Raw genomic sequence first — 22143 nt, forward strand, 5'->3', positions numbered from 1 at the left:
AGCCCGCGGCGCCCGCGGCCGTCCCGGTGGTCGGCGAGGCGGTGCTCGCCAGCTGGCATCAGCTGGTCGACGACGGCGCCCTGCTGGCCGGGGAGCCCTACCTGGCCGGTACCGCTCGTCCCTCGGTGGTCCGGCTCTCGGCCGCGACCGCTGCCGAGATCGGCGCGCGCGGTGGTGAGCCGGTGCGGGTCTCCACCGGGCACGGGTCGATCACCCTGCCGTGCGAGCTGACCGAGATGCCGGACCGGGTTGTGTGGGTACCGACCCACTCGCCCGGTTCGCATGTGCGCCGCTGCCTCGCCGCCTCGGCCGGTGCCGTCGTGCGGATCGCCGCGAGCGGGCTGCCGCGGCCGGCCGCGGACGACACCTTCGCCGTGGACGAACGCCGGGGCACCGCCGTCGGTGCCGACGTCACCGCGGCACGGGATGCCACCGTGCGGGTTCGAACGCCGATGCCGCCGTCGGGGCCGAGTGCGAACGGCTCGCGGCCGGAGGGGCGGCGATGAGCGCGCTGGTGTTCGCCGCGCCGGTGGATCCGGACCTGACCGGGTTCGGGCGGGACCCGTTTTGGCTGATCCTGGTCAAGGCCGTCGCGGTGTTCGCGTTCCTGCTGCTCATGACGCTGTTTGCGATCGTGTTCGAGCGCAAGGTCGTCGCCCGGATGCAGCAGCGGATCGGGCCGAACCGGCACGGGCCCAAGGGCTGGCTGCAAAGCCTCGCCGACGGCGTGAAGCTCATGCTCAAGGAAGATCTGATCCCGGCGCTCGCCGACAAGCCGATCTTCATCCTGGCGCCGATCGTCTCGGCGATCCCGGCGTTTCTCGCCTTCGCCGTCATCCCGTTCGGACCCGAGGTGTCGATCTTCGGGCACCACACCGTGCTGCAGCTCGCCGACCTGCCGGTCAGCGTGCTGTACATGCTGGCCGCGGCGTCGCTGGGGGTGTACGGACTGATCCTGTCCGGCTGGTCGAGCGGATCGACGTATCCGCTGCTCGGCTCGCTGCGCTCGGCGGCCCAGATCATCTCCTACGAGGTGGCGATGGGCCTGTCGTTCGTCGCGGTGTTCATGTACGCGGGGACGCTGTCCACATCCGGGATCGTCGAGAGCCAGTCGGGACGGTGGTACATCGCGCTGGTGCCGTCGTTCGTCCTGTATGTCATCTCGATGGTCGGTGAGACCAACCGGACGCCGTTCGACCTGCCCGAGGCCGAGGGTGAGCTGGTCGGTGGATTCCACACCGAGTACAGCTCGATCAAGTTCGCCTTCTTCTTCCTGGCCGAGTACATCAACATGGTCACCGTCTCGGCGATCGCGACCACGCTGTTCCTCGGTGGCTGGCAGCCGCCGCCGATCCCGGGGCTGTCCGGCCTCGACCACGGCTGGGTGCCGATCATCTGGTTCGTGCTCAAGCTGCTGCTGTTCCTGTTCCTGTTCATCTGGCTGCGGGGCACGCTGCCCCGGTTGCGCTACGACCAGTTCATGGCCTTCGGCTGGAAGGTGCTCATCCCGGTCGGGCTGCTGTGGGTACTGATCATCGCGGTGTTCCGGGTCTACCAGAAGGACGTCGATGACCGCACGCCGTGGCTGATCGGCATCGGCGTGGTCATCGGCGTGCTCGTCATCGTCGCGCTCGTCGACCCCGGCGGCGCGCAGCACCGGCGTGAGCTCGAGGAGGCCGAACGCCGCAAGCTCGCCGAGGCACCCAGCCTCGAACACATCCCGTGGCCACCCCCGCAGGCCACCAGGAACGGGAACGGGTCGGCCACCGTCACCACCGTCGTCCCCGCGGACCACCAACCGCGCCAGGAGGGCTGAGACATGGGCGTGTTCGATCCCTACAAGGGCTTCGGCGTCACCTTCTCGACGATGTTCAAGAAGCCGACGACGGAGCAGTATCCCGAGGAGAAGAAGCCGACCGCGCCGCGGTTCCACGGCCGCCACCAGCTCAACCGGCATCCGGACGGGCTGGAGAAGTGCGTCGGCTGCGAGCTGTGCGCGTGGGCGTGCCCGGCGGACGCCATCTACGTCGAGGGCGCGGACAACACCGAGGAGGAACGTTTCTCCCCGGGGGAGCGGTACGGCCGCGTCTACCAGATCAACTACCTGCGCTGCATCCTGTGCGGTCTGTGCATCGAGGCCTGCCCGACCCGGGCGCTGACGATGTCCAACGACTACGAGCTCGCCGACGACAGCCGCCAGGACCTGATCTTCACCAAGGAGCAGCTGCTCGCGCCGCTGGGCGAGGGCATGGAAGCACCGCCGCACCCGCTGCGCCTCGGCGAGAACGAGACCGACTACTACCTGCGTGACCCGGACGCGCCGCTGCCCTGGCAGGTCGCAGGCCAGGGGGATGGCGAGGCCCGATGAGTACGGTGCTGTCCGCTGCGGGCGAGCTGACCAGCACGTCCACCGGGGAGGCGGTGACGTTCTGGATCCTCGCGCCGGTCGCGGTGCTGGCCGCGCTCGGGATGATCCTGGTGCGCAGCGCCGTGCACTCCGCGTTGCTGCTGGTCGCGAACCTGTTCTGCGTCGCGGTGTTCTACCTGCTCCAACAGGCACCGTTCCTCGGCTTCGTGCAGATCATCGTGTACGCCGGCGCGATCATGGTGCTGTTCCTGTTCGTGCTGATGCTGGTCGGCGTCGACTCGTCCGACTCGCTGGTGGAGACCATCCGCGGGCAGCGGCTCGGCGCGGTGATCTTCGGTCTCGGGTTCGCCGGGCTGCTGGTCTTCCCGATCGGCTCGGCCATCGACGGCGTGCATGGGAACGGGCTGGCGACGGCCAACACCGGCGGCAACGTCCAGGCGATCGGTCGGCTGCTGTTCAGTCAGTACGTGTTCGTCTTCGAGGCGGTCTCGGCGCTGCTCGTCGTCGCCGCGATCGGGACGATGGTGCTCGGCCACCGCGAGCGCGACGCCGGCGGCCCGGTCGGCCAGCGGGAGTGGATGCGCCGCCGCTTCACCGAGGGACGCCAGGTCACCCCGCTGCCCGGACCCGGAGTCTTTGCCCGGCATGACTCCGCCGACACGCTCGGGCTGCTGCCCGGTGGCGGCCACGCCTCGGGCATCGGTGGCATCGAGGGCAGCGACGACGGCCCGGCGCTGGCCGGTGCCGGTAAGGGAGACGAGCAGTGAACCCGGCGAACTATCTGATTCTTGCGGCACTGCTGTTCACGATCGGTACGGCCGGAGTACTCGTGCGGCGCAACGCCATCGTCGTGTTCATGTCGATCGAGCTCATGCTCAACGCGTCGAACCTGACCCTGGTCACCTTCTCCCGGCTGCACGGCACCCTGGACGGCCAGGTCATGGCGTTCTTCGTGATGGTCGTCGCCGCGGCCGAGGTCGTGATCGGCCTGGCCATCATCCTCAGTATCTTCCGGACCCGCCGCTCGGCGTCGGTGGACGACGTGAACCTGCTGAAGTACTGATCACGGAAGAACGGACGAGACTTCAGTGACGCATACTCCGGTCCACTACGCCGCCGCCTCCGGCGCGTTCTCGGTGTCGTGGCTGCTCATCCTGCTGCCGCTGGCCGGCGCCGCGGTCCTGCTGCTCGGCGGTCGGCGCACCGACCGGTTCGGCCATCTGATCGGCACCCTGGCCGCCGCCGCGAGCTTCGTCGTCGGCGTGGTGCTGTTCGCCGCGATGCTCGGCCGGTCCGGCGACGACCGGGCGGTCTCGCAGCACCTGTTCTCCTGGATTCCGGTGAACGGCTTCCAGGTGGACGTCGGCCTGCTCGTCGACCAGCTCTCGATCGTGTTCGTGCTGCTGATCACCGGCGTCGGCACGCTGATCCACATCTACTCGATCGGCTACATGGCGCACGACCCGGCCAGGCGGAAGTTCTTCGCCTACATGAACCTGTTCCTGGCCTCGATGCTGCTGCTGGTGCTCGGCAACAACTTCCTGTCGCTCTACGCCGGCTGGGAGCTCGTCGGCCTGTCGTCCTACCTGCTGATCAAGTTCTGGGAGGATCGGCCGGCCGCCGCGACCGCGGCGAACAAGGCCTTCTACATGAACCGGGTCGGCGACGTCGGCCTGGCGATCGCGATCATGCTGATGTTCGCCACCGTCGGGTCGACCAGCTATGCGGACGTGTTCGGCGCCGCGGCCGCAAACGTCATCGGCTACGGCACGATCAGTGCAATCGCCCTGTTGCTGCTGCTCGGGGCGTGCGGCAAGTCCGGCCAGTTCCCGCTGCAGGCGTGGCTGCCGGACGCGATGGAGGGGCCCACCCCGATCTCCGCGCTGATCCACGCGGCGACCATGGTGACCGCCGGCGTCTATCTGATCGTCCGCTCGGCGCCGATCTTCAACGAGACGCAGGCGGCCCGCACCGTCGTCGTCGTCATCGGCGCGATCACGATCCTGCTCGGCTGCGTGATCGGCTGCGCCTACGACGACATCAAGAAGGTGCTGGCCTACTCGACGGTCAGCCAGATCGGTTACATGTTCCTCGCGGTGGGCCTGGGGCCCGCCGGCTACGCGATCGGCATCATGCACCTGCTCGCGCACGGCTTCTTCAAGGCCGGGCTGTTCCTCGGCGCCGGATCGGTCATCCACGCCATGGACGACGACCAGGACCTGCGCCACTACGGCGGGCTGTGGCGGTACATGCCGGTCACCTGGGCCACGTTCGGCCTGGGGTTCCTCGCGATCATCGGTTTCCCCGGGCTGTCGGGGTTCTTCACCAAGGACCGCATCATCGAGACCGCGTTCGACAAGGGCGGCACGTCCGGGTATCTGCTCGGCGCGGTCGCGCTGCTCGGCGCCGGGATCACCGCGTTCTACATGTCCCGGCTGTTCCTGATGACCTTCCACGGTCGGCCGCGCTGGTCGAGCGAGGGGGAGGACGCGCGTCACCCGCACGAGTCGCCGCCGACGATGACCGGCCCGATGATCGTTCTCGCGGTCGGCTCGACGTTCGCCGGCGGGCTGTTCGTCCTCGGCCACAGCATGCAGGACTGGCTCGAACCGGTCGCCGGCGAAGGGGTCGAGGGCGTGCACACGTTCTCCCCGATCGTGCTGACCGCGCTCACCCTGGTGGTCGTCGCCGGCGGGTTCGCCGCGGCCTGGCTGCGCTACCAGGCACGTCCGGTGGAGGCGACCGCCCGGCCGGACACGGAGGTCACGCTGGTCACCGTGGCGGCCAGGCACGACCTGTTCGCGAACACCGTCAACGAGACCATCGCCATGCGCCCCGGCCAGTTCCTGACCCGCTTCCTGGTCTGGCTCGACCTGGTCGGCGTCGATGGACTGGTGCGGGGCAGCGCCGCCGGCATCGGCGGACTGTCCGGGCGGATGCGCCGCCTGCAGACCGGTTTCGTCCGGTCCTACGCTCTGTCGATGTTGGGAGGTGCCGTCCTGATGGTCGGCGCACTGCTGCTGGTGTGGGGCGGCTGACGTGAACTCGGTGCCCTGGCTGACGATCCTGCTCGTCATCCCCGCCCTTGCCGCGGTCGTCGTCGCTGCTTTCCCACGGCGGCTGGCGACCCAGGCAAAGCAACTGACCCTCGCCGTCACCCTGGCGGTGCTGGTACTCGCGGTGCTGGCGACATTCGCATACCACCCGAACCGGGCCGGTTTCCAGTTCTCCCAGCACTACGACTGGATCTCCACGTTCGGTATCTCCTACGCGGTCGGGGTGGACGGCATCTCGCTGGTGCTGATCCTGCTGACCGCGCTGCTGGTACCGGTGGTCGTGCTGTCGTCCTGGGACGAGTTCGACGGCGACCCGCAGGACGAGGGGCCGGCGGGCGGTGCTCTTCCGGAGGATGGTGGTCTTCCGGCGGGCGGTGGTCTTCCGGAGAGTGGTGGGGGGACCGCGGTGCTGGTGGCGACGCCGCCGGTACGGGTCGAGGCGGTGGCGCAGGCCGTGCCGGTGCCCCGGCGGTCGGTGCCGGTGTTCTGCGCGCTGTTGCTGGTCCTGGAAGCGGGGCTGGTGGGGGTGTTCGCCGCGACCGACGTGTTTCTGTTCTACGTCTTCTTCGAGGCGATCCTGATCCCGATGTACTTCCTCATCGGCAGCTTCGGGCCGGCGCAGCAGCAGGCCCAGCGTTCGTACGCGGCGGTGAAGTTCCTGATCTACAGCCTGCTCGGCGGGCTGCTCATGCTCGCCGCGGTGATCGGGCTGTACGTCGTGTCCGCCGAGCATCTCGCGCACGGCACGTTCGACTTCGCCTCGCTGCGCCAGCTCGACATCACCCCCGGTGTGCAGAAGCTGCTGTTCGCCGGTTTCTTCATCGCGTTCGCCATCAAGGCGCCGCTGTTTCCGTTCCACACCTGGCTGCCCGACGCCGGTGCGCAGGCGCCCGTCGGGGGCGCGGTACTGCTCGTCGGACTGCTGGACAAGGTCGGCACGTTCGGTCTGATCCGCTACTGCATTCCGCTGTTCCCGGACGCGTCGGACTACTTCGCGCCGGTGGTGCTGGCCCTGGCAGTCATCGGGATCTTCTACGGGGCGCTGCTCGCGATCGGGCAACGGGACATGAAACGTCTGGTGTCGTACACCTCGCTGGCCCACTTCGGGTTCATCGCGCTGGGCCTGTTCGCCTTCACCAGCCAGGCCGGCACCGGTGCGGTGCTCTACATGGTCAACCACGGGCTCTCGACCGGCCTGCTCTTCCTCGTCGTCGGGTTTCTCATCGCCCGCCGCGGCACCGCCGACATCGGTGCCTACGGGGGACTGGCGAAGGTGACGCCGGTACTGGCCGGGGTGATGCTCATCGCCGGTCTGTCGTCGCTGGCGCTGCCGGGCACGAACAGCTTCGTCAGCGAGTTCCTGGTGCTCGTGGGCACGTTCACCTACAACAAGGCGCTGGCGATCGTGGCCACCACCGGGATCGTGCTGGCCGCGATCTACGTCCTGTACCTGTACCAGCGGACGATGACCGGTCCGATCACCCACGAGGCCAACCGGAACCTGCCTGACCTGTCCTGGCGGGAGAAGGCCGTCGTCGCGCCGATGATCGCGCTGATCATCGGGCTCGGGGTGTATCCGAAGCCGCTGCTGGACATCATCCGGCCGTCGGTGACGGCGACCTACACCGACGTCGGCAGGTCCGATCCGGCCCCGCCCCATCCCGTCACCAGTCAGCCCGGAGGCCGTTCGTGAGCGCCATCCTGCTCGCGCAGACCGAGAAGATCACCCCACCCTCGATCGAGTACTCCTCGCTCAGCCCGCTGCTCATCGTCTTCGTGGTGGCACTGGTCGGGGTGCTCGTCGACGCCTTCGCCGAGCGTGCGGCCCGGCGGGTGATCCAGCCGGTGCTCGCCGGCGCCGGGTTCATCGCCGCGTTGATCGCCGTCGCGCTACTGCACGGCCGGCACGCGCTGCTCGCCGCCGGCGCGGTGGCCATCGACGGGCCGACGCTGTTCATGCAGGGCACGATTCTGGTGTTCGCGCTGCTGTCGGTGTTGCTGGTCGCCGAACGACGGCTGGACTCCTCCGGTGGCGCGATCGTCGCCTCCGCGGCGGTCACCCCCGGATCGAAGGGATCGACCGCCGCCCGGACCTCCGCGGACATGCAGACCGAGGCCTACCCGCTGATGGTGTTCTCGGTCACCGGCATGATGCTGTTCGTCGCGTCGAACAACCTGCTGGTCATGTTCGTCGCGCTGGAGATCCTCTCGCTGCCGCTGTACCTGCTCACGGGCCTGGCGCGCCGCCGGCGTCTGCTCTCGCAGGAGGCGGCGATGAAGTACTTCCTGCTGGGAGCGTTCTCCTCGGCGTTCTTCCTCTACGGCCTCGCGTTCGCCTACGGGTACGCCGGCAGCGTCGAGCTCGGGAAGATCGCCGACGCGGTCGGTACCACCGGCAGGACCGACGCCTACCTGTACCTCGCGGTCGGGCTCATCGCCGTCGGCCTGTTCTTCAAGATCGGTGCCGCGCCGTTCCACTCGTGGACGCCGGACGTCTACCAGGGCGCCCCGACCCCGGTCACCGCGTTCATGGCCGCCGGAACCAAGGTGGCCGCGTTCGGCGCGATCCTGCGGGTGTTCTACATCGCCTTCGGCCCGCTGCGCTGGGACTGGCGGCCGGTGCTGTGGGCGGTCGCCATCCTGACCATGGTCGTCGGGGCGGTGCTTGCCCTCACCCAGCGCGACATCAAGCGGATGCTCGCCTACTCGGCGATCGCCCACGCCGGCTTCCTGCTGGTGGGCCTCGCCGGCACGAACACCGACGGCCTGCGCGGCGCGATGTTCTACCTGGTCACCTACGGTTTCACCACGATCGCCGCGTTCGCCGTCATCTCCCTGGTCCGCACGTCCGACGGGGAGGCCAGCGACCTGTCCCAGTGGCGGGGGCTGGGCCGCACCTCGCCGCTGGTCGCCGGCACGTTCTCGTTCCTGCTGATGGCGCTCGCCGGCATCCCGCTCACCAGCGGCTTCACCGGCAAGTTCGCGGTGTTCCAGGCGGCGATCGCCGGGCACGCCACCCCGTTGGTCGTGGTGGCGCTGGTCTGCAGCGCGATCGCGGCCTTCTTCTACGTGCGGGTCATCGTGCTGATGTTCTTCTCCGAGCCGCTGGCGCAGGGGCCGGTCGTGGTCACCCGACCCACCCTCACCTTCGCCACGGCGGGGATCGGCACGCTCGCCACCCTGGTCCTGGGAGTAGCGCCACAGCCTCTTCTCGACCTGGCGAACACCGCGGCGTCGTCCGGCTTCGTACGCTGACGGTGGTATGAGCGCTATCGGGCTGGACGTCGTGGGGATCAGGACCGATCCTGATCTCGAAAAAGCCGTGCGAGAAGGTCTCGCTCAGGTGGAGGAGCTGCTGCGTGCCTCGGTACGCAGCGAGTTCAGCTTCGTCACCGAGACCTCCAGGCATCTCGTCGACGCGGGGGGCAAGCGGTTCCGCCCGATCGTCGTGCTGCTGGCGGCACAGTTCGCTGATCCGCATGCCCCCGGGGTGGTACCGGCGGCGGTCGCGATCGAGCTGACCCATCTGTCAACCCTGTATCACGATGACGTGATGGACGAGGCGCCGCGCCGCCGGGGGGCGGCGTCGGCCAACGCCCGGTGGACGAACACAGTTGCCATCCTCACCGGCGACTACCTGTTCGCCCGCGCCTCCGACATCACCGCGGATCTCGGTCCCGAGGCGACCCGCATCCTCGCCCGCACCATCGCAACACTGTGTGAAGGTCAGATTCGCGAGACCGTCGGCCCGGCGCCCGGTCAGGAACCGGTCGACCACTACCTGCGGGTGGTGCGGGAGAAGACCGCGTCGCTGATCGCCACCTCGGGCCGGCTCGGTGCCATGCTGGCCGGCGCCGACCCGATCACCGTGGACACCCTGGCCACGTTCGGGGAGATGTTCGGGGTGGCCTTCCAGCTCTCGGATGACATCATCGACGTCGCCTCGGACGCGGCCGCCTCCGGCAAGACGCCCGGAACCGATCTGCGCGAGGGCGTCCCGACCCTGCCGGTGCTGTATGCGCTGCAGTCCGACGATGCGGCTGCCCGGCGGCTGCGGGAGCTCATCTCCTCGGACTTCGCCGCCGGTGGCGGGAACCCTGACGAGGGCGTCGCGGAGGCGCTGGAGCTGCTGCGTGGCCACGACGGCATGGTCCGGGCCCGCCGGGAGCTTGCCGCCTGGTCGGCTCGCTCCCGCGACTGTCTGGCGCCGCTGCCGGACTGCCCGGCGAAGACCGCCCTGCTCTCGCTCGCCGACTTCGTCCTCGACCGCACCGGCTGACCGGCTGGCAGCGGGCGGGGTCCGCTGCCAGCTCGGTTCGGTGGATCAGCTCGTTGACCGCGGCAGCAGCGGGGTGATGCTGATCGGGTTCGGTTGCAGCGATCCCGGGGACGCCGACGGCGTGTCCGGGGTGAACGGCAGGCCGAAACCGGTGTCCTCCGTGGCGGACGGGCTGGCGTTCGGGCTGGTCGTCCCGTTCGACGGGGTTGGGGATTTCGTCGCCCCGGTGGTGCCGGTGGCCGAGGTGCCCGGCGTGAGGCCGCGCAGGTCGGTCGGGCCGGTGGAGGTGCCCTGCGGGACCAGGGTGATGATCGGGATCGGTGCGGTCGTCGGGCCGAGAACGGTGGTGGTGACGGCGCTGAGGCCGGTGCCGGTCGACGCGCTGCCCTCCCCGGGCTGGCCGCCCAGGCCGGGATGTGGCGCGGGCAGCGCGCGGGGCGGGGTGGTCCGGGTGGTTCCCCGGGCCGCCTGCGACTGGGCGGCGCCGAAAGCGAGCGCGTCGGTGCGGCCGTTGTACTGGATCCGGGAGGCATCCCCGTTGGTGGGGACGGTCGCGGAACCGGGCTGCTCGCCGCCGAGGGTCACCCCGGCCACGATGGCCGACAGCCCCGCGAGCGACACGGTGCCGGCCGCGGCCAGGCGCACCCGCCCGTTGCCCCGGTTGCCCCGCCGGGCCGGCGCCCGGTGCGCTCCCGGAAGGCGGATGGACTGCGTGTCATCCGCGCGGGGCGTCGCCACCATGCCAGCCGGACGAACGACCGGCATCCGGCTTGCGGTGAAGGACACACCGGTGTCGGGGTGCTGGTAGCCGTCGTACTCGCTGAACGGGTCGGCCCCCCAGGGGTCCGGGGAGGTGGAGGCCTCCTCGTCGTACCAGGGGTCGTACAGGGGGCGCTCGTACCAGGCGACGGGCGGGGCGCTGGACGAGACCGGGGCGGGCCACGCCTCGTCGAGGTCCTCGTCGGCCCAGTCCCGCGCGGTGCCGGAGCCATGGTGGGAAGTGCCCGGGGCGGTCACGAGGACGGAGCGGGTGGAGTACTGCTCGCTGCCGGGCTGCTCGCCGGGGTGGTGGTGGGGGGTAGCCCAAGCGGCCTCCCGCTCCTGGCGGGCGGTGGTGCTGACCGACAGGGGTCCGGTGATCGTGTCCCGCTCGCCCGGGGGCGCGATGGGCGGACGGGTCGGAACACGCCAGGAAGGCGGCCGGCTCCAGGCGGGCTCGGCGACCACCGGCGACGGTCGCACCGCCGCGCCCGCGGGGCGAGGAGCTGCGGCGCGCCGGTCGGCGGTGCCGTGCCGGGCGTGGCGACCGGCGGAATGGCTACCCACGACGGCCTCCGGACGGGAGAAGGAGCTGGGCCGACCAGGGCCGACTCGGCTGCGCCGCCGCTACCGCGGCTGCATGGACAGGACCCATCGGCGAACGCGGACCGACCGCGGGCCGTGGGCGGAGGGCTCGATGACCCCGCACTATGCCTCCGGCTGCACTGGTGTGGTGAGCCCCCCCGGGCCGCACGGCACCCCCACGCGCACTGTCACAGTACCCGACCGACGCAGAGCGGCAAATATCAGACGCAGCGCGCGTAACGGCGCTATGGCCGCGTGATGTCCGTCGGCCTGGCTCCAACGGGCGGCCTCGCAACGGCGACGAGGCCGGGACCCGCACCTGGAGTGCGTATCCCGGCCTCGTCCAGTGCCGGCTCGAGCTACCCCGTGGGGCACTCGGATCAGTCGATGGTCCAGGTCTCCCCGCCGGAGATCATGGCCATCAGGTCGCCCTCGCCCTGCTTCGCCTTCGCGTCGGCGACCTGCTTGTTGAGCGCCTCGTCGTAGGTCGGGACATCGACGTTACGGAAGACACCGATGGGGGTGACCCCGTGGGTGTCCCCGGTGAGCCGGGACAGCGCGAACGACTGGCTCGGCTCCGCGGCCGAGGCGTTGTGCACCAGGACGCCGGGCGCGTCGGCGGAGACGACCTCGAGGCTGCCGTCGTCCGCCCGCCGGATGCCCTTGTCACCCTCGGCTCCGAAGACCAGCGGCTCGCCGTGCACGAGGCGCAGCGTCACGTCGTCGCGGGTCGAGCGGTCCTTGAGGGTGTCGAAGGCGCCGTCGTTGAAGATGTTGCAGTTCTGGAAGATCTCGACGAACGCCGTGCCCGGGTGCTCGGCCGCGGCGCGCAGCACCGAGGTCAGGTGGGCGCGGTCGGAGTCGACCGAGCGGGCGACGAACGTCGCCTCGGCGCCGAGGGCCAGCGAGACCGGGTTGTACGGGCGGTCCAGCGAGCCGTACGGCGTCGACTTCGTGATCTTGCCGACCTCGGAGGTCGGCGAGTACTGGCCCTTGGTCAGACCGTAGATCCGGTTGTTGAACATCAGGATCTTGAGGTTGACGTTGCGGCGCAGCGCGTGCAACAGGTGGTTGCCGCCGATGGACAGCGCGTCGCCGTCTCCGGTGACGACCCAGACCGACAGGTCCGGCCGCGAGGTGGCGAGGCCGGTGGCGATCGCCGGCGCCCGACCGTGGATCGAGTGCATCCCGTAGGTCTGCAGGTAGTACGGGAAGCGCGAGGAGCAGCCGATCCCGGAGATGAACACGACGTTCTCGCGCGCGATGCCGAGCTCGGGCAGGAAGCCCTGCACCGTGGCGAGGATGGCGTAGTCACCGCACCCCGGGCACCAGCGCACCTCCTGGTCGGAGGTGAAGTCCTTGCGGCTCTGGGGACCCGGTGCCGCCGGCACCAGGTCGAGCAGACGGTTACCGATCCCGGAATGGTTCGTCGTGACGGTCACTGGTTGATCACGTCCTCCAAGACGCCGGCCAGCTCGGCTGCCTTGAACGGCAGCCCGCGGACCTGGTTGTAACCGATCGCGTCGACGAGGTACTCGGCGCGGATCAGCATCCGCAGCTGGCCGAGGTTCATCTCGGGGATGATCACCTTGTCGTACGACCGCAGGATCTCCCCGGTGTTGGCCGGGAAGGGGTTGAGATGGCGCAGGTGCGCCTGCGCGACCTTCAGGCCCTTCGCGCGCACCCGCCGGCAGCCGGCCGCGATCGGGCCGTAGGTGGACCCCCAGCCGAGCACGAGCACCCGGGCTGCGCCGGACGGGTCCTCCACCTCGAGCGGGGGGACGTCGTTCGCGATGCCGGCGACCTTGGCGGCGCGCAGTCGGACCATCCGGTCGTGGTTGGCCGGGTCGTAGGAGATGTTCCCCGGCCCGTCCGACTTCTCGATGCCGCCGATGCGGTGCTCCAGGCCGGGCGTGCCCGGGATGGCCCAGGGACGCGCAAGCGTCTCCGGGTCACGTAGGTACGGCCAGAACTCCGGGCCCTTGTCGCCGGTGTGGTTCGGCTCGGTGGTGAAGGTGACGCTCAGGTCCGGCAGCTCCTCGCGGGTCGGCAGCAGCCACGGCTCGGAGCCGTTGGCCAGGTAGCCGTCGGAGAGCAGGAACACCGGCGTGCGGTACTTCGTCGCGATGCGGGCGGCCTCGATGGCCGCGTCGAAGCAGTCCCCGGGGGAGCGGGGCGCCACGATCGGCACCGGGGCCTCACCGTTGCGGCCGAACATCGCCTGCAGCAGGTCGGCCTGCTCGGTCTTGGTCGGCAGGCCGGTGGACGGGCCACCGCGCTGGATGTCGACGATCACCAGCGGCAGTTCGAGGCTGACCGCGAGGCCGATCGTCTCGCTCTTGAGCGCGACGCCCGGGCCGGAGGTCGTGGTGACGCCGAGAGATCCACCGAAGGACGCGCCGAGCGCCGCACCGACCCCGGCGATCTCGTCCTCGGCCTGGAAGGTGCGCACGCCGAACCGCTTGTGCTTGCTCAGCTCGTGCAGGATGTCCGAGGCCGGCGTGATCGGGTAGGTGCCGAGGAAGACGGACAGGCCGGTCAGCTCCCCCGCGGCGACGAGCCCGTAGGACAGCGCCAGGTTGCCGCTGATGCGCCGGTAGGTCCCGGTCTTCATCCGGGCCGGCGCCACCTCGTAGGTGACGGTGAACGACTCGGTCGTCTCGCCGTAGTTGAACCCGGCGCGGAACGCCGCGATGTTCGCCGCGGCGATCTCCGGCCGCTTGGCGAACTTCTTCGTCAGGAAGGCCTCGGTGCCGCCGGTGGGCCGGTGGTAGAGCCAGCTCATGAGGCCGAGGGCGAACATGTTCTTCGCCCGCTCGGCCTCCTTCTTGTTGACCCCGCCGCCGCCCTCGAGGGCGTGCACGGCGTTGATGGTCATCGAGGTCAGCGGGACCCGATGGACGACATACGGGTCGAGCGTCCCGTCCGTCAGCGGATCCGTCGCGTACCCGGCCTTCTTCAGGTTTCCGCCGGTGAAGGAATCCGTGTTGACGATGAGGTTCGCGCCGTGGGGCAGATCCTTCAGATTCGCCTTCAGTGCGGCGGGATTCATCGCGACCAGGACGTCCGGGGCATCGCCCGGAGTAAGAATGTCATGGTCGGAGAAATGCAGCTGGAATCCGGATACACCGGCCGGCGTGCCGGCTGGCGCACGAATCTCGGCCGGGAAGTCCGGGAGCGTCGACAGGTCGTTGCCGAACGTGGCGGTTTCGCTGGTGAACTGTTCTCCGGTGAGTTGCATACCGTCGCCGGAGTCGCCCGCAAAGCGCACGACGACCCGGTCGAGTCGGCGGGTCTCCCGCTCCCTGACCTGTTCAGACACTTTCAGTAACCTCCTCGGGTACCACACCAGCGTAGCGGCTGCCGCATTGAGGTGCGTGCGGCGAGCCGGGCCGGGCCGGGTGCCCGGACTCGGCCGACCGATCGAACCCGAATCCGATGATCTGCGGTTCTCTGCCCTGGGGGTGATTGACTGTCAACTCTGTGTGCATATGCGTCCGTGTAGGTATGCGCACCCCGAAGTTCCGCCGGAGTGGTTCGTACGGGTGTGGCCGATGGTGCCGGCCCGTCCCTGCGCGACGGGCTTGAACGTGTCGATCCCGGTCCGGAACGTGACCGGCAAGATGCTCCGTACACCACGCACCGTGCACCACCATTGCGGTATCTGTGGCCATGTGACGCTTGACCGGTGCTCGCTGGACTCTGTGTCTGCGACTCACCATCCTTTGTAGCCACCGTGCGCAGGATGTGCGGAGGAAGGGCCGCTCCACCGAGCGTATCGGCCCAGGGCCGTCCGGCGGGGTGTCACTCGGCCGACGTGGGTGCCGGGAGTGCCCGAACTGCCCTTGACGGCAGTGGACGCGGCACCTTCGTGGCCCGGCCGGCAGCATCGAGCCATGAGTGGTCCGAGCTCCGTTGTCCCACCCGCTCGTCGGCGGTCCAGCATCGGCCTGATCGGCGCAGGTCGCGCGGGCACTGCCGTGGCCCGGGCGCTGGCCGAGGCGGGGCACCCGGTGGTGGCGGTGGCCACCCGCACCGAGTCGTCCCGGGCCCGCGCCGCACGTCGTTTCCCGGCGGCCTGGACGGGCCCGGCGGCGCGGATCGCATCCCGCCTGCAGCGCGCCGACATCCTGCTGATCGCCGTGCCCGATGATGCGATTGCCCAGGTCACGGCCCGTCTGGTGGCGCTTTCAGCGGTCCGGGAGAACCAGATGCTCGCCCATCTGAGCGGTCGCCACGGACTGGCGGTGCTGGCTGCCGGAGGCGGCTGCGGCGCCCACCGGGCCGCGGTGCATCCGATCATGACGCTGCCCGGCACGGCTGGTCAGGGAGTGTTTGTCGGGGTCCCGTTCGGCGTCACGGCGGACGCCGACGTGGTCGCGGCGGTGCACCGGCTGGTGATCGACATCGGCGGTGTTCCGCTGGCGATCGCGGATGATCGACGTGCGCAATATCACGCCGCGCTGGTCCTTGGGGGCAACTTTCTGGCGAGCCTGACCGGTGCGGCTCAGGATCTGCTCGCGGGAGTGGGCATCGCCGATCCGGCCGCGGCGCTCGGACCGTTACTGCGTGCCTCCCTGGAACACGCCCTCGCCGGTGGCTGGGCCGCGGCGACCGGGCCCGTGCGTCGAGGCGACCGCGACACGGTGCGCGCGCATCGTCAGGCGCTGGCCCAGGTCGATCCCGCACTCGAGCAGGTGTATCGGGCCCTGGCCCGGTTCACCGCCGACGAGCTGGCCCGCGTGGGGCTGTTGGGACCGGCGGCGACCGCCGCGCTGCGGCGCGAGCTGGACAGGGACCCCTGACCGGCGGCCGGTGGGATAAATCGGCCACATCCCTGGCGGGACGGGCCCGCGCGGGGAACGTTGTCCGTGGACCGTCTCGTTGGTTCGGGTGCACAGCCATCCGGCTGGTCATCGCCAGCAGACGGATGTCGTCGTAGAGGACGGACCACCGATCGCCATGCCACACCGCCACCTCAACGGTCTGAAGACCGCGCTGCTGCTCGGCGTGCTGTCCGCCGCCATCCTGCTGGTCGGCTCGCTGTTCGGTCGGGGCGGCCTGCTCATCGCGCTGTTGCTCGCGTTGGCGATGAACGGCTTCTCCTTCTTTTTCTCCGATCGCATCGCGCTGCGGGCGATGCGGGCCTATCCGATCAACCAGGTCGAACAGCCACGGCTCTACGCCATCGTGGGTGATCTTGCCCGGCAGGCCCGGATGCCGATGCCGCGGCTCTACCTGAGCCCCACCGGCGCGCCCAACGCGTTCGCCACCGGCCGTGGCCCGCGCAACGCCGCGGTCTGCTGCACCGAGGGCATCATGGAACTCATGGACGACCGGGAGCTTCGCGGCGTTCTGGGGCATGAACTCAGTCATGTGTACAACCGGGACATCCTTATTGCGTCCGTGGCCGGAGCGCTGGCGAGCATCATTGTGTACCTGGCCAACATGGCTCAGTTCCTGGCCATCTTCGGTGGGGGCCGCAGCGACGAGAACGGTCCCGGCATTTTCGAGCTCCTCCTGCTGATGATCCTGGGCCCGATGGCAGCGACGATCATCCAACTTGCCATCAGCCGGGCTCGGGAGTACCAGGCGGACGAGTCGGGAGCAACGCTCACCGGCGATCCGATCGGGTTGGCGAACGCGCTGCGCAAACTGGAGGCGGGTACCGCCGCCCGGCCGTTGACGCCCAGCTCACGGGTGGGGCCGGCGGCGGCCCTGATGATTGCGAACCCGTTCCGCGGTGGCGGAGTCGCCAAGCTGTTCTCCACGCATCCGCCCATGAACGAACGAATCGCGCGACTGGAGCAGATGTCTCGCATGAATCCGTATCGATGACGCGCGTGGATGGTTGAGGTTGTTGTCCGTCGTGGTGTCGGGGGTTTACGGATGAGGATTCGGAGTAATATTTCCTGCATGGCCATGAGTGCGGAGCGGCGACTGCGGTAGCCGCCGCCCGTGACCCTGACCGCGGCGGAGCACACCCCCCAGGTTCCGCCGCAGGCACCCCGCCCGAACCCCCCATCGGGCGGGGTGCCGTCCTCAGCGGTAGTTGACGAACTGGAGCGGGACCTCGAAGTCCTCGCTCTTCAGCAGCGCGATGACCCGCTGCAGGTCGTCCCGCTTCTTGCCGGTGACCCGGAGCTGGTCGCCCTGGATCTGGGCCTGGACGCCCTTCGGCCCGTCGGTGCGGATCTTCTTGGCGATGGTTCGGGCCTTCTCCTCGGAGATGCCCTGCTGCACCGTCACGGGCAGGCGGAACTGCTTGCCCGAGGCCTTCGGCTCGTCGAACGACAGCGCCTTGAGGGAGATGCCGCGTTTGACGAACTTTTCCTGCAGGACGTCGAGCACGGCCTTCACCCGCTCGTCCGTGTTCGCTACCAGCAGAATCGACTCGCCGGACAGCTCCGCCGACGCGCCGGTGTCCCGGAAGTCAAACCTGGTCCGGATCTCCTTGGCTGTCTGGTTGACTGCGTTGTCGATCTCCTGGGCGTCAACTTTGCTGACGATGTCAAAGGACGGGTCGGCCACGGGTGCGGACCTCCTGTTCGGTGCGGGGCGGGGACAGATGCCGCGGCAAAGTGGCTACGCGGGGTAACGGTTGGCTGGCATGGCGCCGGTTGCGGTCGGCCCGCGTCCCGATGTTCCGTCGGGACCGGTATGCTCGTCGACGACGGCAGGTTGCCCGAGCGGCCAAAGGGAGCGGTCTGTAAAACCGCCGGCTCAGCCTACGATGGTTCGAATCCATCACCTGCCACCACCCCCGGGCCCAGCCCGGATGATGCTGCGACACAGGCCCCGGAGATTCCTCCGGGGCCTGTGTCGTGTCCCCGGTACCTCAGCCGCCGGCGGCGGCGTCGAGATCGGCGCGGGTCAGGAGCGGGCGCAGCTGCAGGCCCAGCTCAGCGAGCCGGTCCCGGCCGCCCTCGCCGCGGTCGATGACGCACAGCACATCGGTGACGATCGCACCCTCGTCGCGCAGGACCCGGGTGGCGTCCAGCACCGCTCCGCCGGAGGTCACCACGTCCTCGACGAGGACGACGTGACGGCCGGTCACCGTGCCGCCCTCGGCCGTGCGCCGGGTGCCGTACTCCTTGGCCTTCTTGCGGACGAAGCGGGTCGGCAGACCGGTGCGCTGGGCCAGCAGCGTGGCCAGGGGCACACCGCCGAGTTCCAGGCCCGCGAGGACCTCCGCGCCCGGCGGGACCAGGTCGACCAGGCCGTCGACGACGGCGGCGAGCAGCACCGGGTCCGCCTCGAAGAGGTACTTGTCGAAGTACTCCGTGCTCGTGCGCCCGGAGCGCAGCAGGAAGGTGCCGGTCAGGTGGGAGGCGGCCCGCACCCGGGCGGCCAGCGTGGCGTCGTCACTCACGTTCGTGCACTGTAGTGCGTCGCCGTGCGGCGCAGGTCGCTAGCGTGATCTCATGTTCGCTCCCGCAGGCGATCGCCGGCCGCTGTTCGTCTACGGGACGCTGATGTTTCCCGCGGTGCTGACCGTGCTGCTGGCGCGGGTCCCGCGGATGGAACCGGTGGCCGTCTCGGCCTGGCGGGCCGCCTGCCTGCTGCAACGGCCCTACCCCGGGCTGGTTCCCGACCCCGGGGCACGGACCTGCGGGCAGCTGCTGCTCGGGCTGGACGATGCCGAGGTGGCGATCCTCGACGCCTTCGAGGGGCCGGCCTACGAGGTCGGCCCGCTCGTCCTGACGGACGGGCGGGCCGCGTTCGCCTACCTGTGGCGGGATCTCACGCAGGTGTCCACCCAGCTCTGGGACCCGCAGGTCTTCGCCGAGCGACACCTGGTGGACTATGCGCGGCGGTGCGCGCACTGGCGGGCCCGGTTCGCCGCCGGGCGAAGCTGACCGCCAGCTGGTTCATCGCGGCGGCCGGCCCTCCCCGTAACCGGTCTGGTTCCCGTAGCCGGTCTGGTCGCCGTAGCCGCTCTGGTCGCCGTAGCCAGTCTGGTCGCCGTAGCCGGGAGCCCGGCCACCCGCCGCCGTGCCGGGTACCGCGGTCGCGTGCTCGGCTGGTCGGCCGACCCCGGCGGCGCGGCCGGCGCCGGGTCGGTCACCCGGATAGGGCTGGCCGTAGCCGCCGTCGGCGGGTACCAGCTCGTGGGTGAGCAGAGCGTAGATCACCAGAATGTCGATGGCGATGATCACCACCGACCAGACCGGGAAGGCCGCCAGGTAGGCGAGCTGCCCGATCGCGTTGATCGACGCGATCACCACGCCGGCCCAGCGGGCGGCGACGTTGCGGGCGTAGATCCCGTAGGCGATCGCCATCTCCACGATGCCGATGAACAGGAACAGCCAGCCCCAGAAGTTGCGGTCGGCGTACAACACGTTGGTATCGCCGTTGGTGAGGTTGTGCACGATCACGGTGTAGTCGCGCAGCGAGGCGATCCCGTAGATCAGATTGTGGAACCCGACGATGAACATGATCACGGCGGCGAAGGTGAGCCATCCACTACGTGGGACCGCCACCCGGTTTCCTGCCATCTGGTCCTCCCGTTGCCCGCCGGCATCCCGCATGGCCGGTGACCGCCGGACCCCGGAAGGGCGGACATCCGGGGACGGCGGGCGCGACCGGGCGGTCGCGGCGGGTAGATGCCCGCACCATGCGGTCCGGCGACTATCTGGTAGTTACTGGTAGTCAGACAACTACCGTCCGCCGCTACCTTGCGATACCCGCCGCCCGCCGATGTCACCCCTGCCCGAGGTCACCTCACCCTGACGCCGGGGCCCCGAGGTCAGGGCCCCGGCGGGAGCTGGGCGACCTGGCCCGTCGCCGCGTCCCAGCGCAGTTTGCCGTGCTCGAAGGTGCTCTGTCGGCCGCCGGGCACCGAGTACTCGTCCGAGGTGGGCAGGCCCAGCGGCGAACCCGAACCGCCGAGGCCGAGGTAGGTCGACAGGATCTTGCCGTGCACCTCGTGGGCTCCGGTCGCGGCGCTCCAGTAGATCCAGCCGCCCTGGAAGCGGGCCTGCTGGCCGCCGGGAACGGTGGTGGGTTCGATGTCGCTGATCGGACGGCGCAGGAAGCTGTTCGACCCGCCAAGACCCAGGTACCTGCTGGAGATCGGGCCGTACAACGCGTGCACGCCGGTGGCGACCGACCAGTACGCCAACCCGTTGGCGTACTGCTGCCAGCGTCCACCACCGCCGGCGGGGTTCTCCACACCGATCGGGGCGCCGAGCGCGAGGGCGGTGAGCCCCGCGCCGGCCTGCCACTTCTGGATCTCACTCAGTGTGCCGTCCGCCAGCGCGGCGAGCGCGGACGAGGTGCAGCACAGCACGTCCAGGTCCACCCGGCTGGCGATCCCCGGCACCGTCCCGCTCGAGCTGTACTGCCACACCGCCCAACCGGGCCAGCCACCCGGTACCGCGCCGGGCGCGGCCTGGTCGTTGTGGATCGCGAACCAGATCGGATACCTCGTGAAGTCCCGGGTGTTGCCCATCGGGTCAGTCCAGAACCACCGGCTGGTGTAAATGAGCGGGATCCGTCCGGTCTCGGACTCCACTTCCTCGAGAAACGCCCTGGTCCACGCGGCGAGCGCGCCCGGGGCGAGGCCGCCGGTCTCCTCGAGGTCCAGGGCCGGCGGGAGGCTGCCGGCGGTGCGCGTCCGGCCGATTACCGAGACGAAGTGCTTCGCCTGCTCCACGGCGGTCCCGATCGAGGCGGACGGCCGGGCGTAGTGGAAGGCACCGACGGCGAGGCCGGCCCGCGTCGCCGCGTCCCGATCGCCGGTGAAGTACTGGTTCGTGTATTCGGTGTTCTCGGTGGCCTTGATGTACACGAAGCTCAGGCCGGAGGCGCGCGCGGCGTTCCAGTCGATCGCGGCGCCGCCGGGATGCTGCCAGGAGGCGACGTCCACCCCGCGTGGCCACAGCGGTGAGGGCGTGGCGGCCTGGGCCACGCCGGTGGTGGCCGACAGGGTGAGCGTCGCGGCTGTGAGCAACGCGACACCAAGCAGGTGGCGTGACAGGCGCAGCTGGCGTGGCAGGGGGATGTCGAGCGCGGTCCGGACGGTCTGTGGGCGGGAACACCGGCCAGGACGCGGCGTGAGACGCATGGGCAACCCTCGATGCTCGGGAGGCAACGTGCAGGAGGCTCGGCGGAGGTCGGTCGCGTCCGGACGGGACGCACCACCAGAGAGCCAACACGCTAAGCATTGAGGGGATTACTTACAGCTATAGAAGCGGTGGACGTCCAAGTTGACTGCTACGGATAGTTGATACCGCGTGGCGAAACGCCATCATCCCGGCATTGTGGACGGCGGGTCGGGCGTGGCGGCGCGCCACCGGGCGAAGCGGGAGAAGTGGAATCGGCGGCCGGAGGCGCGCCGTCACGTCGCCTTCGGCGGGGGTCGGCGGTGGGCCGTGGAACTGGGCGGGGGTGGCCCGCCCATCCACGCCCAGCGTCGTGTAATCTGAGCACCGCGACTTCGCGCCCCTTTAGCTCAGTCGGCAGAGCGTCTCCATGGTAAGGAGAAGGTCTACGGTTCGATTCCGTAAAGGGGCTCCACGTACCAGTCCTTGGGCAGGTTCGTGTCCGGGTTGAACGGTTCCGCCGGTTCGCCCGGGTAAGCTGGTCCGGTCCCCGGTCGTCCGGGTGGCCATCCTGGCGGTGTAGCTCAGTCTGGCAGAGCAAGCGGCTCATAATCGCTGTGTCGCCGGTTCAAGTCCGGCCACCGCTACTCCAGGGTGCGGCAGGCCGCGCCCTCTCCGGGCTCGCGGCCTGCCGCGGCGCCCGCCCAGTTCTGCAGTCGACTTGGAAAGAGGCATCACGCCGTGGCCGCCACTGACGTTCGCCCGAAGATCACGATGGCGTGCCAGGTGTGCAAGCACCGGAACTACATCACGCGCAAGAACCGGCGCAACGACCCGGACCGTCTTGAGCTGAAGAAGTTCTGCCCCAACTGCGGCAAGCACACCGAGCACCGCGAAACCCGCTGAGTCAGCCCGATTCGGGTCAGTCCCGACGCTCGGCGCCGTTCCACCACAGCCGGTCAGGCAGTACGCCTGGCCGGCTGTTCGCGTGCCCTGTCAGGCCGGGGCCACCGGGTCGCGACCGGCCGCGTGGGGCGGTCGCGGCGTGGG

20 protein-coding genes and 3 tRNA genes are annotated in these 22143 nt (G+C 69.8%); 16 read left to right on the forward strand and 7 right to left on the reverse strand.

Going from position 1 to position 22143, the window contains the following annotated elements; all coding sequences use genetic code 11:
- The 9 genes from ND747_RS25355 to ND747_RS25395 form a co-directional block, all read left to right on the forward strand.
- Positions 1–506, forward strand: a 506-nt coding sequence (locus ND747_RS25355; RefSeq protein WP_285901116.1) for a molybdopterin dinucleotide binding domain-containing protein, incomplete at its 5' end; no start/stop codon positions are given.
- Positions 503–1816, forward strand: a complete 1314-nt coding sequence (nuoH, locus tag ND747_RS25360) for an NADH-quinone oxidoreductase subunit NuoH (RefSeq protein ID WP_251736708.1) — start codon at positions 503–505, stop codon at positions 1814–1816. The genes ND747_RS25355 and nuoH, both read left to right, overlap by 4 nt.
- 3 nt (positions 1817–1819) lie before the next feature.
- Positions 1820–2368: an NADH-quinone oxidoreductase subunit NuoI gene (nuoI, locus tag ND747_RS25365; protein WP_251736709.1), complete on the forward strand. Its 549-nt coding sequence runs from the start codon at positions 1820–1822 to the stop codon at positions 2366–2368.
- Positions 2365–3135, forward strand: a complete 771-nt coding sequence (locus tag ND747_RS25370) for an NADH-quinone oxidoreductase subunit J (protein ID WP_251736710.1) — start codon at positions 2365–2367, stop codon at positions 3133–3135. The genes nuoI and ND747_RS25370 overlap by 4 nt, the downstream gene beginning before the upstream one ends.
- On the forward strand, positions 3132–3431 hold the full coding sequence (gene nuoK, locus ND747_RS25375) for an NADH-quinone oxidoreductase subunit NuoK (protein ID WP_251736711.1): 300 nt from the start codon (positions 3132–3134) through the stop codon (positions 3429–3431). Before ND747_RS25370 ends, nuoK begins: the two co-directional genes overlap by 4 nt.
- 25 nt (positions 3432–3456) lie before the next feature.
- The gene (gene nuoL, locus ND747_RS25380; protein ID WP_251736712.1) at positions 3457–5406 is read left to right on the forward strand and encodes an NADH-quinone oxidoreductase subunit L; all 1950 of its coding nucleotides are present in this window, start codon (positions 3457–3459) and stop codon (positions 5404–5406) included.
- 1 nt (position 5407) lies between these two features.
- Positions 5408–7117: an NADH-quinone oxidoreductase subunit M gene (locus tag ND747_RS25385; protein ID WP_251736713.1), complete on the forward strand. Its 1710-nt coding sequence runs from the start codon at positions 5408–5410 to the stop codon at positions 7115–7117.
- The gene (gene nuoN, locus ND747_RS25390) at positions 7114–8679 is read left to right on the forward strand and encodes an NADH-quinone oxidoreductase subunit NuoN (protein WP_251736714.1); all 1566 of its coding nucleotides are present in this window, start codon (positions 7114–7116) and stop codon (positions 8677–8679) included. The genes ND747_RS25385 and nuoN overlap by 4 nt, the downstream gene beginning before the upstream one ends.
- A gap of 7 nt (positions 8680–8686) precedes the next feature.
- The gene (locus tag ND747_RS25395) at positions 8687–9703 is read left to right on the forward strand and encodes a polyprenyl synthetase family protein (RefSeq protein WP_251736715.1); all 1017 of its coding nucleotides are present in this window, start codon (positions 8687–8689) and stop codon (positions 9701–9703) included.
- 45 nt (positions 9704–9748) lie between these two features.
- Here ND747_RS25395 and ND747_RS25400 read toward each other — a convergent pair whose 3' ends face one another.
- From ND747_RS25400 to ND747_RS25410, 3 genes are all read right to left on the reverse strand, one after another.
- Entirely contained in the window at positions 9749–11029 is a 1281-nt protein-coding gene (locus ND747_RS25400; protein WP_251736716.1) for a hypothetical protein, read from the reverse strand.
- A gap of 398 nt (positions 11030–11427) precedes the next feature.
- Positions 11428–12489 (reverse strand): 2-oxoacid:ferredoxin oxidoreductase subunit beta, encoded by a 1062-nt coding sequence (locus ND747_RS25405; protein ID WP_251736717.1) that lies wholly within the window; start codon positions 12487–12489, stop codon positions 11428–11430.
- A complete protein-coding gene (locus ND747_RS25410) occupies positions 12486–14369 on the reverse strand; it encodes a 2-oxoacid:acceptor oxidoreductase subunit alpha (RefSeq protein WP_251736718.1) in 1884 nt (627 codons plus the stop codon). The genes ND747_RS25405 and ND747_RS25410 overlap by 4 nt, the downstream gene beginning before the upstream one ends.
- 574 nt (positions 14370–14943) lie before the next feature.
- Between ND747_RS25410 and ND747_RS25415 the strand changes: the two genes are divergently transcribed.
- Both ND747_RS25415 and htpX read left to right on the forward strand, forming a co-directional pair.
- On the forward strand, positions 14944–15852 hold the full coding sequence (locus tag ND747_RS25415; RefSeq protein WP_251736719.1) for a Rossmann-like and DUF2520 domain-containing protein: 909 nt from the start codon (positions 14944–14946) through the stop codon (positions 15850–15852).
- A 157-nt stretch (positions 15853–16009) separates the two neighbouring features.
- Complete coding sequence (gene htpX, locus ND747_RS25420; protein WP_251736720.1) at positions 16010–16885, forward strand: zinc metalloprotease HtpX; 876 nt, start codon at positions 16010–16012, stop codon at positions 16883–16885.
- A gap of 204 nt (positions 16886–17089) precedes the next feature.
- Here htpX and ND747_RS25425 read toward each other — a convergent pair whose 3' ends face one another.
- A complete protein-coding gene (locus ND747_RS25425; RefSeq protein ID WP_251736721.1) occupies positions 17090–17578 on the reverse strand; it encodes a YajQ family cyclic di-GMP-binding protein in 489 nt (162 codons plus the stop codon).
- A gap of 144 nt (positions 17579–17722) precedes the next feature.
- On the opposite strand from ND747_RS25425, the gene ND747_RS25430 reads away from it, so the two are divergent.
- A tRNA-Tyr gene (locus ND747_RS25430) sits at positions 17723–17807 on the forward strand.
- A gap of 78 nt (positions 17808–17885) precedes the next feature.
- Here the strand turns inward: ND747_RS25430 and pyrE are convergent.
- Complete coding sequence (gene pyrE / locus ND747_RS25435; protein WP_251736722.1) at positions 17886–18419, reverse strand: orotate phosphoribosyltransferase; 534 nt, start codon at positions 18417–18419, stop codon at positions 17886–17888.
- A 52-nt stretch (positions 18420–18471) separates the two neighbouring features.
- Here pyrE and ND747_RS25440 point away from each other — a divergent pair, with 52 nt between their 5' ends.
- Positions 18472–18906 (forward strand): gamma-glutamylcyclotransferase family protein, encoded by a 435-nt coding sequence (locus ND747_RS25440; RefSeq protein WP_251736723.1) that lies wholly within the window; start codon positions 18472–18474, stop codon positions 18904–18906.
- Positions 18907–18918: 12 nt separating this feature from the next.
- On the opposite strand, the gene ND747_RS25445 is transcribed toward ND747_RS25440, so the two are convergent.
- The gene (locus ND747_RS25445; RefSeq protein WP_251736724.1) at positions 18919–19545 is read right to left on the reverse strand and encodes a hypothetical protein; all 627 of its coding nucleotides are present in this window, start codon (positions 19543–19545) and stop codon (positions 18919–18921) included.
- A 251-nt stretch (positions 19546–19796) separates the two neighbouring features.
- Positions 19797–21116, reverse strand: coding sequence for a GH25 family lysozyme (locus ND747_RS25450; RefSeq protein WP_251736725.1), 1320 nt, complete (start codon positions 21114–21116; stop codon positions 19797–19799).
- Positions 21117–21492: 376 nt separating this feature from the next.
- Here ND747_RS25450 and ND747_RS25455 point away from each other — a divergent pair.
- The 3 genes from ND747_RS25455 (at position 21493) to rpmG (ending at position 21999) form a co-directional block, all read left to right on the forward strand.
- Positions 21493–21568 (forward strand) — tRNA-Thr (locus ND747_RS25455).
- Positions 21569–21666: 98 nt separating this feature from the next.
- Positions 21667–21740, forward strand: a tRNA-Met gene (locus tag ND747_RS25460).
- A gap of 127 nt (positions 21741–21867) precedes the next feature.
- Positions 21868–21999, forward strand: a complete 132-nt coding sequence (gene rpmG / locus ND747_RS25465) for a 50S ribosomal protein L33 (protein ID WP_070131962.1) — start codon at positions 21868–21870, stop codon at positions 21997–21999.
- Positions 22000–22143 lie beyond the last annotated feature (144 nt).

The organism is Frankia sp. R82 (genome assembly GCF_023716925.1).
Taxonomy (GTDB): Bacteria; Actinomycetota; Actinomycetes; order Frankiales; family Frankiaceae; genus Frankia.